The sequence below is a fragment of the Lactiplantibacillus garii genome (assembly GCF_003885105.1).
GTDB classification, from domain to species: Bacteria; Bacillota; Bacilli; order Lactobacillales; family Lactobacillaceae; genus Lactiplantibacillus; species Lactiplantibacillus garii.
In genome coordinates this window covers 1-12,334 of record NZ_QWZQ01000059.1, presented here as the reverse complement: position 1 = coordinate 12,334, position 12,334 = coordinate 1, and the positions used below count along the sequence as shown (strand labels likewise).

General features: G+C 41.8%; 8 protein-coding genes and 4 pseudogenes. 6 read left to right on the top strand and 6 right to left on the bottom strand.

Going from position 1 to position 12,334, the window contains the following annotated elements; translation table 11 throughout:
- Nucleotides 1–381 precede the first annotated feature (381 nt).
- Nucleotides 382–1,263, bottom strand: a complete 882-nt coding sequence (locus D1831_RS12900) for a LysR family transcriptional regulator (RefSeq protein WP_003645699.1) — start codon at nucleotides 1,261–1,263, stop codon at nucleotides 382–384.
- A gap of 214 nt (nucleotides 1,264–1,477) precedes the next feature.
- Here D1831_RS12900 and D1831_RS12895 point away from each other — a divergent pair, with 214 nt between their 5' ends.
- Together D1831_RS12895 and D1831_RS12890 are read left to right on the top strand one after the other, a co-directional pair.
- Nucleotides 1,478–3,262, top strand: a complete 1,785-nt coding sequence (locus D1831_RS12895; protein ID WP_003645700.1) for an FAD-dependent oxidoreductase — start codon at nucleotides 1,478–1,480, stop codon at nucleotides 3,260–3,262.
- 4 nt (nucleotides 3,263–3,266) lie between these two features.
- Nucleotides 3,267–4,682, top strand: a complete 1,416-nt coding sequence (locus tag D1831_RS12890; protein WP_125073278.1) for a DASS family sodium-coupled anion symporter — start codon at nucleotides 3,267–3,269, stop codon at nucleotides 4,680–4,682.
- Between the two features lie 178 nt (nucleotides 4,683–4,860).
- Here D1831_RS12890 and D1831_RS14955 read toward each other — a convergent pair whose 3' ends face one another.
- On the bottom strand, nucleotides 4,861–5,184 hold the full coding sequence (locus tag D1831_RS14955) for a transposase (RefSeq protein ID WP_080031959.1): 324 nt from the start codon (nucleotides 5,182–5,184) through the stop codon (nucleotides 4,861–4,863).
- A 222-nt stretch (nucleotides 5,185–5,406) separates the two neighbouring features.
- Here D1831_RS14955 and D1831_RS14685 point away from each other — a divergent pair, with 222 nt between their 5' ends.
- Both D1831_RS14685 and D1831_RS12875 read left to right on the top strand, forming a co-directional pair.
- Nucleotides 5,407–5,598, top strand: a complete 192-nt coding sequence (locus D1831_RS14685; RefSeq protein WP_003645704.1) for a hypothetical protein — start codon at nucleotides 5,407–5,409, stop codon at nucleotides 5,596–5,598.
- Nucleotides 5,571–6,038 (top strand): annotated as a pseudogene (locus D1831_RS12875) (zeta toxin family protein); the annotation flags it as partial. The gene D1831_RS14685 and the pseudogene D1831_RS12875, both read left to right, overlap by 28 nt.
- On the opposite strand, the gene D1831_RS12870 reads toward D1831_RS12875, so the two are convergent.
- Nucleotides 6,028–6,306, bottom strand: a complete 279-nt coding sequence (locus D1831_RS12870) for a hypothetical protein (RefSeq protein WP_003645706.1) — start codon at nucleotides 6,304–6,306, stop codon at nucleotides 6,028–6,030. The pseudogene D1831_RS12875 and the gene D1831_RS12870 sit on opposite strands and share 11 nt — an antisense overlap.
- A 16-nt stretch (nucleotides 6,307–6,322) precedes the next feature.
- A pseudogene (locus D1831_RS14950) lies at nucleotides 6,323–6,534 on the bottom strand (hypothetical protein).
- Nucleotides 6,535–6,803: 269 nt separating this feature from the next.
- On the opposite strand from D1831_RS14950, the gene mobQ reads away from it, so the two are divergent.
- Nucleotides 6,804–8,867 carry a MobQ family relaxase gene (gene mobQ, locus D1831_RS12860; protein ID WP_121054820.1) on the top strand — a complete coding sequence of 688 codons (2,064 nt, stop codon included), beginning with the start codon at nucleotides 6,804–6,806 and terminating at the stop codon, nucleotides 8,865–8,867.
- Nucleotides 8,868–8,871: 4 nt separating this feature from the next.
- Nucleotides 8,872–9,072, top strand: a pseudogene (locus D1831_RS12855) (DNA topoisomerase); the annotation flags it as partial.
- Between the two features lie 12 nt (nucleotides 9,073–9,084).
- Here D1831_RS12855 and D1831_RS12850 read toward each other — a convergent pair.
- Together D1831_RS12850 and D1831_RS12845 are read right to left on the bottom strand one after the other, a co-directional pair.
- Nucleotides 9,085–9,987 (bottom strand): annotated as a pseudogene (locus tag D1831_RS12850) (IS30 family transposase).
- 367 nt (nucleotides 9,988–10,354) lie between these two features.
- Entirely contained in the window at nucleotides 10,355–12,094 is a 1,740-nt protein-coding gene (locus D1831_RS12845; RefSeq protein WP_057717520.1) for a pyruvate oxidase, read from the bottom strand.
- Nucleotides 12,095–12,334: the final 240 nt, after the last annotated feature.

Here is a 12,334-nt window from a genome sequence, read left to right as displayed (position 1 = left end):
TATAAATCAACCTTTCTTGGCTTAGTCCGCTTACGTATGCCTTCTAGATCTGTCCGGATTAGTTCAAATTGTTCACGAGAGATGTCGCTACTATAATGGTGTGCAAAGCTTTTCATGGATTAAAAACTCCTGTTTTTGATCTAATTTAACTAAAATCAAATCGAATGTCAAAGTATCCAAACACGTTCTCAGAAAATCGTCTCGGTCCAAAAAGTGGCGATAAAACGTTAAGCGATTGACGTCAGCCTTCCGAACAATTGATTGGACGGTGATTTGTTCTAAAGGTTGGGTTCGTAAAAATGCGGTAAACGCATTTTTTAAACGGGGCAAACTACTCGTCTTTTTGGTCAAGCGAGTCATCCTTTCTAAATTGAAATCCAATCAGCTTTTAAAGTGTCGCAAAATATCAATACCTTTACGTTGATACTTATTCGGAATAAAGCTCTTGCGCATCGCTAATTGCGAATATGAGTACATGCGCTGGGACTTTTGAATATGCACGATGGCAATCCCGGACACGGCTTTAACGCGACTTTCTAAAATATAGGCCGCGCCCATGCCGCGTTTAACGAGACTAATCATTAACTCTAGCGTGCTAGCAGTGTAAATGATATTTGGTTGAAAGTCTTCTTGATGACAAGTTTGAAACAAGGCTTCGGTGGTGGAATATTGCCGGTCACGGGCGATGAAGTTCAAATGGCGTAATTCGTCGACTCTGATATTGTCGAATTGGGCCAAAGGATCGTCGGCTTTGACGATCAAGACGAAATCCGTTACCTCTAAAGTCCGTAAATAATATTGGGGGTCATTGAATGGAATGTTCCATGAATAAATGGCCACATCGACTTTGCCATCCGACAAGGCTTTTAAGGCGGAAGATGAGCGAATAAAAGTGGGGTCGAGCATCCCGGCAATGCCTGCTTGGTAAAATTGCACCACGATATCCGGCATATAAAAGCCACCGGCAATGCCCGAAAAGGCAATGCGTATCTTCTTATCGTTGGCGTGTTGGACGTCGTAATCCAGGCTCGCGAGCGTGGTGATCACGCGTTGACCCTTTTGATACAAAATGGTTCCGGCCGCCGTTAGTTCTAATTTACTTTTCCGGTTCTTTTGCGTGATGAGGGGGTCATGATATTGCTTGGATAGCCGTTTAACAGCCGCTGAAATCGTTGGTTGCGTCACCTCAAAAAAGGTGGCGGTTTTAGTATATGAACCCAATTCAATTAATTTACAAAAATAAGTTAAGTCCCGGTCATTCATCTTAATTCCCTCACTTTACTTATAAAATAAATTTATAAGTCAATCTTTTTCAATTATAAGTTTTTTGATGAGTAGGTGCAACCAAGCGCGGAAAACCGGCATTATTCGCGGGTGTCAAGCGGTTAATCGCTTTCAAAAATAAGTTGGTCCTGAACGCTCAGAAGGACTATATTACGACTTAACAAGAGAAATAATTTATGGAAGAGGGATACATATGAATTATTCAGCGGATTTAAAATGGGATGCCAAATATGACGTCGTTGTGATTGGGTTTGGCGGTGCTGGAGCGACGGCTGCTCGGTATGCGGCTAAGCAGGATCGTAAAGTTTTGCTCGTTGATGCTGCGCCTGAAGGCAGTGAAGGCGGGAATACACGCTTTGCCGCCGGGGCGTTTGCCACGGCCGTCGATGTTGACAAAGCTAAGGATTACTATTTGCAAAGCTTTGCGCCGTTTGATCACGATGAAGCGACTTTAAACAGTTTTGTATATGAACTGACGCAATTAACCACCTATGCGGAAGCGGACTTTGGCTTAAAAGCGCATCAGTCAGGGATGCATAAGCGGCCCGAATATTATGAATTCGACCATGCTGATGCCATGATTCATCAAAGTATGACAACTTTATACGATGGTAGTTTTTGGAAGCTATTACGACAAGGCGTCTATGATCAATTAGATAAAATCGATGTTTGGTACGATTCACCGGCCCAACATTTGATTCAAGACCCCCAAACCAAAACTATTTTAGGGGTTCAGATTGAACATCAAGGGCAATTACGGAATATTGCCGCGAAAAATGGGGTCGTCATGAGTTCTGGCGGCTACGAAAACAATCCCGAAATGGTCCAAACATTTCTTGGCCGAGGGGCGCTGGCACCAATTGGGACGCTCTATAACCAAGGTAAAGGGATTGACTTAGCGGTGGAAGCGGGCGCGCGTTTGTGGCATATGGCCAACTTCGATTCCCACGCCTTTTCATTGAATGAAGGTCGCGCTCATGAACAATTCGCTTATATGATTCAATGGAAATCATTATTCACTGGGAGCGTCTTTATTGCCGGTGATGATGGGACGCGTTACTTGAATGAACAGTGTGAGGATCGGCATGGCTTTCAATATAATCATGGGGATTATGTGATGTTGCCTAACCAGAATCATCCGCACATTGTCATGGACCAAGCTGAATACGACCAGTTACAGCAAGATACGTCTCCAAAGGCCGACCAAATTAAGCAAGTGATTAGTTATGCAGTTAAAGCTGATACCTTAGCGGACTTGGCCGATAAAATCAAAGCCCCACGGTTAGCCCAAGCGGTCGCGGACTTTAACTTCTTTAGCGCCCAAGGTCGAGATTACGTGGCTGACCGACCGGCGGAAACGATACGTCAATTTGGGGATGGCCCTTATTATGCGATTGCGATTCGGCATAATATTTTGCATACCCATGGTGGGGCCCGGCGCAACGGTCAGTGCGAAGTGCTTGATTTGGCCGGCAACGTGATTCCGCACCTGTATGAAGCCGGTGAATTGGGCGATCCCTTTGCCACGAAGTATATCGGCGGTAGTTCGGTCGCTGACCTGTTGATTTCCGGTCGGTTAGCCGGTTTAAATGCGGCTAAACCAAAATCTGCGGCGATTGATTTGGATGCGGTGACATCGCCTTCGTTGGCCGGCGAAGCGCTACGTTCCGATGCGCAAGCGACAACGCCAACCTTTGAAACGGCTGCTAACCAATATATTGGGGTGGCTAATCAAGGGATGGGTGATTTACCGATTACCGTGCGAGTGACCGTTGATGGTGACCAGATGACCGATATCGAAACCATGCAGGCCGCTGAAACGCCGACGATTGGGGGTGCCGCGATGCCTAAATTGCGCGCCGCGATGTTAAAAGCCAATACGTATGATGTAGATGTTATTTCCGGAGCTTCGGCGACGAGCAAAGGTTATCGCAATGCGGTCAAAGACGCTTTAAAGCAAGCAAAGAAATTGGGGTGAGTAGATGTTAGCGAAAGTGAATTATAAAGGTTTTCTGTGGCCGTTAGTTCTCGGCGTACTCATTTGGGCGGCCACGCCCATCCGGCCAGTGGCAATTACCACGGAAGCTTGGTATTTATTTGCAATTTTTGTGGCGACGATTGTGGCTTGTATTACGAAACCACTGCCCATGCCAGCGACAACGTTAATTGCGGTCACACTGGGAATGGTCTTAAAGATTTTTAAGACGCAAGAAGTGACGGCCGCTTTTGGGAATACGACGGCCTGGTTAGTGGCCATGTGCTTGTTCATGTCCGCCGGTTTTATTAATTCCGGCCTCGGTAAGCGCATCGCTTATTTATTTGTGCGCACGTTTGGTAAAAAGACCCTCGGGTTAGCTTATTCATTATCCGCCGTGGAAACGCTGATGGCGATTGCCATTCCTAGTAATATTGCCCGTGTTAACGGCATTATGTATCCCATTATTGACTCATTATCCAAAGAAATGGGGTCAGATCCGAAGAATGGGACGCAACGTAAATTAGGGTCATACTTGGTTTTCAATGAATATCAAGTCAATATCGTCACTTCCACGATGTTTTTAACAGGGCTTGCCGGTAACATGGTTGCCCTCGGAATCGCTAATGCGCAAGGCGTCACGATTTCGTGGTTGCAATGGTTTGTCGCCGCGATTGTTCCCGGAATCATTTTGCTATTATTAGTGCCATTCGTTTTATTTAAATTGTATCCACCAGAAGTTAAAGCAACTCCGCATGCGAATGCTTGGGCGACGAAAAAACTCGATGAGATGGGACCAATGACGATTGCTGAAAAAATCATGGCGGTGGTCTTTATCTTGGCGTTAGTGCTCTGGTTAGTCGGGACGAAGTTGGGTATTGATGCGACGATGGTCGGTTTTATTGCCGTCGCAATTTTGCTCATTACGGGTGTGATTAGCGTGAAAGACATGATGGCGAAAAAAGGGGCTTGGAGTTTGCTGATTTGGCTATCTATTATCATGTTAATGTCCGCCAAATTGACCACCCTCGGCTTCTTCCCATGGTTCTCAAAGACGCTCGGCAGTCTATTAACCGGCATTAACTGGGTCTGGGTGTTAGTTGTCTTGTTCTTGGCATACTTCTATTTGCATTACATGTTTCCAAGTATCACTACCCAAATTTCGGCATTACTAGCGGGTTTCTTGTCGATTGCACTCGGTGCCGGCGTCCCTAAATTAATGGCTGGTCTGATGCTAGGTTGGGCTGGGTCGATTTTTTGTTCGACCACACCATATTCAGCGGGACCGGCCGCAATGCTTTCAACTACCGGTTATGTTGAGAGCAAAGATTGGTGGAAATTGAGCGCCATCTTTGGAATTATGTTCAATATTATTTGGCTCGGTGGCGGATTGCTTTGGACAAAAGTAATCGGCTACTGGTAGCTGTAAATAGCTAAATTAGTTCCAGTCGAAAATACGTCACTTGAGCCTGCCAGCTCCAGTGGCATATTTTGGTATTGGGATTGTCGTGATTATTTTTGATCAAGTGATGCGAACAGGGCGGCCAATTGGTTAACTTCGGTTACATTCGCAGCGGCGACTAAGAACCTGTTTTTAATCTTTAATAGTCTTTCAATAAAAGCCTGATGAAGGCTAAAGCTACCATAATTCGAATAGTTTGTAGGTAACGTTCGCAGTTGCGCCATAGGCGCCGACATTTATCCAACCAACTAAAGGATCGTTCAACCACCCACCGCTGTGGGGTTATTTGTCCATGCTTCAAATCACTTTGCTTAGCGATGATCATTTCAGCACCAATTGTGCTTTGAACCAACTCTGCAAAATTTTCTCCGATGTAGCCTCCATCGGCCATTATCCGTTTAACTAAACGAAGCTGTTCCGAATTCAAAGCCAGCCGACGACAGTTGGTTATACCACTAGTCATAAAAGGCTGTAAAATCGTTTCTAAGAGATTTTAGTTGTTTGATACATAAATTTACCAATACTGATTGAAAACTGCTGACAGGAAAATTTATAACCAATGACGAGTAAAACAAGCTAAGATGTCTTTGAAATTATGCTTGGAAACAAAAGCTTATTTAAACTTATACCAGGCATTTTAATTGTAAGAGCGGATAAGCAGCTAAACATAAAAGGCGCTTTTAAAATGACTAAACCAAGCAAAGCAGTCGAAAAGATAGAGCATTTGTTGGCTGACCCGTGGGCAGTTGATATTCAAAAATTTGGGGAGCAAGAGGTGCATAATCCTGATAAACGTAAACTCTTTAACGCTTTACACACTTACCTCTTAGAAAAACGTCAAGAACTAATCATCAACGTAAAACACTTTGTGGTTTAAAAGGTAAGGCTCAATTGAATTTAATTGATCGTGCCCACAAAAATGGTTTCGAGGTTAAGCTTTTATATGTGGCGTTAAAAAGCGAAAAAATGGCAATTAATCGTGTTCATAAGCGGGTCAAAAAAGGTGTGCATGGTGTACCAGATGAAGTCGTTAAGAAACGTTATAGTAAATCAAATCATAGTTTGCCAGCCGTTGCCTTCAAAGCTGATAACGTCGTGATCTACGATAATAGCCAAAAATTTGTGTCAGTTTACAGAAGAGAGCATAATCAGGTTATTAAAAATAAATTGAGTGAATATCCTTGGATCAATCCGAAAATCACTTTTGAAACAGCCGTTCAAAAAAAACTTAATAGCTTTGTTAAAGATAATCCAGATTTAAAATTTAAAAAGCCAATGAATGATCCAGAAAAAGAAAACGATCGACCTAGTTCTTAGGTTGATCGTTTTTGAATTTACTCGGTTTATGGGCATTGACATAATCGGCAAACATTTTTAAAAGCTCTTCGGTTTGCTCGACCGATAGCTTATCAGCTTGAAAGTATTTTTCCAATAAAGCGCCTTTTTGAATTAGCCGCCGAGATCGTGCTTTGCGGGCTTGACGATTTTCATAGTATTTAGACTGCCGTAATTTAAAATCTTCCCGAGCCATTTTCTCTTTTAAACGAGCTTTTTGTGCAACCAATTTTTCGTATTGATTAGCCATCATCATCACCACTTAGTTACAATTGGTTATTTGGTTCATGATTTAAAATCGTTGCTATTTTTTGCGCAAGGTCTTTAATTTTTTGGTTAGACAAATCGGTATAATCTAAGTTTGCTGTTTTAATAATTTGCTTGCCAAGGTTTTGTTCAATTTTACTTTTTTCAGCTTTGATCTTTTGATTAAGCTGTTTTAATTAGCTTCTTGCTTTTCCAATGTTAACAGGGCCATACTAATTCCTCCTTACAAGCTTATATATAATTAATCGAAATAATAACATTCAAACTAATAAAAGTCAATATAAGCGTTGAAAAAGCGAAGCGTCAGGCGTACACTAAAAGTAAATTTAAGGGAATCAGCAGACCGAGTGAAACGAGGTCAATGCGCACTTACACCCCACCAAAATCTTGTGGGGTAAGTCGTGCTAAAAGTTTGTATCAGAAGTCGCCGTTGGCGACAACAAAATCAAACCCATAAAGCAAAGAAAGGCGGTGACTGACATGGCAATCTTTCATATGAGTTTTAGTAATATTAGTGCTGGTAAAGGGCGCAGTGCCATTGCCAGTGCCGCTTATCGAAGCGGTGAAAAACTATTTGATGATAAAGAGGGTCAACACTATTTTTATGCCCGGTCGGTCATGCCAGATAGTTTTATTTTAACCCCCAAAAATTCGCCAGCATGGGCGAGTGATCGAGAGAAGTTATGGAACGAAGTAGAAAGAAAAGATCGGCGAGCGAATTCGCGGTATGCGAAAGAGTTTAACGTCGCTTTACCAGTTGAGTTAAGTGCAGATGAACAAAAAGAATTATTGATTAAATACGTGCAAGAAAATTTTGTTGATCAAGGCATGGTCGCTGATGTAGCAATTCATCGCGACCACGCAGATAACCCTCACGCCCATGTGATGTTAACTAACCGGCCATTTAATCCAGACGGAACATGGGGAATTAAGAGCAAGAAGCAATATATTTTAGATGAGAATGGCAATAAGACATATACCGGAACTAGTAAGTATCCTAAGAGTAGAAAGATACTGATGGTTGATTGGGATAAGAAAGAAAAAATAATTGAATGGCGTCACAATTGGGCGGCTAGTGTTAATCAGGTTTTAGAGCAAAAAAATATTCCGGATCGGATCAGTGAAAAATCATTTATTGATCAGGGGATAGATGATACACCCACCCAACACGAGGGAATCAATAGTAAACGGCATGAAAGAAAGGCATTTAATCAACAAGTTAAGAGCTATCGTAAGTCCAAAGCTGGCTATAAAAATATGCAGGAAAAAGTAGTTAATAGAGGTCACTTAGATAGCCTAAGTAAACACTTCTCATTTAACGAGAAAAAAGTGGTCAAAGAGTTAAGCCATGAACTGAAAACTTATATCAGTTTGGAGAGTTTAGATGATAAGCGGCGCATGCTATTTAATTGGAAAAACAGTACCTTAATTAAGCACGCTATTGGTGAAGATGTCACTAAGCAATTATTGATGATTAACCAACAAGAAAGTTCACTAAAAAAAGCAGATGAACTCTTAAATAAATTGGTTGATCGCACGATTAAAAAACTTTATCCAGAGCTTGATTTTGAACAGACAACCGCGGCTGAACGACGGGAATTGATTAAAGAAACTAATAGTGAACAAACGATTTTTAAAGGCAGTGAATTAAGCGAACGTTTAATGAATATCCGTGATGATTTACTGAACCGACAATTATTGACCTTTACCAAACGGCCATACGTTGGCTGGAAGTTATTAATGCAACAAGAAAAGGAAGTCAAAATCGAGCTTAAATATACGCTGATGATTCATGATGATAGCTTAGAAAGTCTAGAAAAGGTTGATCAAGGTTTACTAGAAAAGTATTCACCAACCGAGCAGCAAAAGATTACTCGAGCAGTCAAAGATTTGCGAACAATCATGGCCGTTAAGCAAGTTATTCAAACTCAATACCAGGAAGTTTTAAGAAGAGCCTTTCCTAATGGCAATTTTAATGAACTACCAATGATTAAACAGGAACAGGCCTATACAGCCGTGATGTACTATGATCCAGCTTTAAAGCCGTGCAAGGTTGAAACAATCGCACAGTGGCAGGAAAACCCACCGAGGGTTTTCACTACCCAGGAACATCAACAAGGACTAGCTTATTTATCGGGACAGCTTAGCTTAGATCAGTTAGAGAATCATCACTTACAACGGGTTTTAAAGCATGACGGCACTAAACAACTCTTTTTGGGTGAATGCAAAGCCGATCCGATGATTAAGAACAGTCAGAGTGAGAAAATCCAAAAGCAGTTAAAAGAGCAACAAGCCAAGGACGACCAGTATAGAAAAGCCAATATGGGGCATTATCAACCGTTAAATTATAAGCCAGTTAGTCCAAAATACTACTTAAAGACGGCATTTAGTGACGCGATCATGACTGTTCTATATGCTCGTGATGAAGATTACCAACGACAAAGACAGGCGCAAGGTTTAAAAGAGACTGAGTGGGAAATGGCGAAAAAGCAGCGGCAACACCAAACTCGAAACCGGCATGAAGATGGGGGCATGCACTTGTAATCACAAAATTAGCGATTGGTTAATTGGAATGAATGGCAGCCCTTTATACACCTTGCTATTAAGACAAAACGGGGTGCGCGGGGTGTACTCGATTGGTCGAGTACAGACGCCAACTTTGTATATGGTTTATCAAAGAGACCAGGCAATCAAAAACTTTAAGCCAGAACCTTATTTTGAACTAAATGCGGAAATTTTAACTAATCGGTAGATTGCAAATTTAATCCGAATTTTTTGACAAATTAGTCAGCATCACTTGGTAAGGTGTTTGCCAGTTAAGTACTTTAAGGGGGCGCTGGTTAATTTCGAGTAACGTCGTTGTTAAATCTTGAGCACTAATGTGCTCAAAACAAGTCCCCTTAGGGTAAGAATAACGTAAGTTCCGATTGAATCGTTCATTACTGCCGCGTTCAGCGGGCGTGTAAGCATGGCAGTAATAGGTATGAATACCGTATTGTGGTTCAAATGACACTAGATTGCTAAACTCAGTTCCACGATCGACAGTAAAGGTGTGTACCGGTCCCTTAAAAGTTGTTAGAAACATAGTTAGGGCTTCATTAACAGTCGCCGCTGTCCGATCTTTTAATCGGTAAGCCCAAAGAAAACGTGATTTGCGATCAATTAGCGTTAATAAAGCAGCCTTGCTATGTCCACGAGGTCCAACCACTGTATCTATTTCAAAATCACCGATGCGGTTACGTTGGTTAATCACAATTGGTCGTTGTTCAATTGAACGCCCTAATGATTGATTATATTTAGAACGTTGGTCAAGGTTACGCCGTTGGCGTACGCCATGTTCAGGTAGATCATTCAAGGAGAAACCAATTCTCCCCTGATTTAGCCAATTATAAATAGATTTAGTCGCTAGTTTAAATTCGTGAGCAATCATTCCTGGTGACCAGCTTAGACGTAAATGGTTGAGAATTTTTTGCTTTAACTCATCGCTCAGCTTAGTTTTCCGACCACATCGTCATCGCTTGTATTCGGCATCTGTTTGTGCTAATTCAGCCTGATAAGGTTGACATCGAGATAATTCATAATAAATTGTTGACGGTGATCGGTTCAGCCGAACGCCCATTTGGATATTGGACAGCCCTAGTTCACAAAAGGTTTCAATTTTAATTCATTCAGAATAGGTTATACTAGACAAAAGATCAGCTCCTAAAAAATGGGTTTGTGGTAAACACCATTTTAAAGGAAGCTGATCTTTTTTGTCCGAACAGCGTTCGGATTAATTTTACAATCTACCTATTAATTAAAGATTATCACGGCTATCTTAAAACTGTCAAAAACGAAGATTTCAAATTAACTTTTTCAGGTATCATTTATCAATAAATTCTAGGTGAATCCTGAGTTTTAGACCAAAAAGCCCTTCAGCACCAACAAATCACTATGCAATATATCTATTAGTGCCGAAAGGCTTTTGTTAAAGACACTTCAAATAGTGATTGGGATTTTTTCCTTTGAATTCGGTGGCCTACTTGTTTTGCTTAGAAAAATTGGCGCAAAATATCTTTTAGTGGTGGTAGTTCAGGTATTTTTTTCTCTTCTTTAAGATATTGGCTGCCAAATTTCATGTATCCTTTAGCTTCCTGACCGACAATCTTGCCCGGCAAAGGTGCATCATCACTGACATAAGCATTGATCAGTACCGGCATATTCTGGACCCGATAGGCTCTGTTCAATGCGTTCTTAAATTCTTCGGAAGTTTTAGCAGTAATGCCAACACCGCCAGCCGCATCGGCAAATTTGGCGTAATCCATATCCTGTAAGTCGATTTGATAATTTAATTGGCCGGCGGCCTGTTGTTCGTATTCAATAAAGGCCAGCTTTGAATTATTAAGTACGATATTAATTAATGGTAACTTGTATTTAACTGCCGTAATGAAATCCTGCATGACCATTGCAAACGCACCATCACCATTAACCGAGATAACCGGTCGATCGGGATAATTTATTTTTGCTGCAATCGCTCCCGGTAATGCACATCCCATTGTCCCTAAGTAAGAGGACAAGATAAATTTTTGTGTTGGTGATACGTTTAAGAAACGGGCGCTCCAAGAGGTGGCTGTTCCAACATCAATTGAATAAATTGTATTAAGCGGTGCCGTTTCATTAATATCGTTAAATAATGCTTCGGGTGCAACTGGCTTGGAATCGAGTTCACGTTTGCCGGTCATCCAACGATTCCAGCTAGCAACATTTTCCTGACAGGCCTTTAAGAAACCATCATCAGGATGGAGTATCGTTGTTTCAGAAGAATTAAGTTGCTTTATAACGTCTTTGATATCGGCTACCAATCCAACATCAGCCGGATAACGTTTTCCGATTGCTGACGCACTGGTATTGATTTGGATGCTTTTGGCCGTCCCTGGTTTGGGCAAGTACGCGGTATAGGGATAATTTGTGCCGAACATTAGAAGCAGATCGGTATTTTGCATGGCTTCATAAGCCGGCTTTGTCCCCAACTTACCAACATTTCCCAGCGAATTAGGATGACTATCGCCAATAATCCCCTTTGCGGGCAACGTTGAAATAAACGGAATATGGTTTTGCTCTAAGAAGGCCGCAACCTGGCTGCCGGCTTTTTTTGCCCCCAAGCCAACCAATGCAAGCGGTTTTTTGGAATCGCAAATCAGTTTAGCGGCTGTATTAAGGCGATTGTCATCCATTTGTGGTGATGTCAATTGGAAAGAAGAAGCGGAACTGATATAGTGGTCGCTGACCCTTTGTTCCGGAAGGTTATCCGGAATGGTTAAAACTGCGACTCCATGTTTCTCATAAGCCGTTCGAATGGCTTCATCAACGATTTCAGCTAAATTGTCAGTGGCAGAAATTAGTTTATTATAGACCGCAACGTCCGCAAATAGTTGTGGTGTATTCACTTCTTGGAAGTATTCCTCATTTAAAAACTGGGTATCAACCTGACCAAGTAAAGCCAGTACTGGCACGTGATCCATTTTGGCATCATAAAGGCCATTTAACATATGAATTGCGCCTGGCCCACCGATTGAAAGACAGACACCAAGCTTACCGGTTAACTTAGCCTCGGCCGCTGCTGCCAAGGAAGCAACTTCTTCGTGACGGACTTGGACAAATCCGATCTGATCCTGTTGTTTGCGTAAAGCATCGACAGTTGTATCGATGGAATCCCCCGGTAGTCCATAAACGTGTTTTACATGCCAATCAATTAAGACGTCGACTAATTGTTCAGAAGCTTTTTGAGCCATATTGCGTCATCCTTTCCATAAACGATGTTAAGAAAGCTTACTTTCATTGTAGACAATTTAAATGGAATTGCAAAAGGCAAATTCTATAATTAATCCGAACAAAAATAAAAAAGGGCCCAAAGCAATCTCTTACAATGGTAGTAGTTAATTCCAACCAGCTATAAGGAGTGATTACTTTGGGTACTTCTACTTTATCACGTTTTCAACGTGGTGCGCTAGCTCAACTGGTCAGTGAAGGCC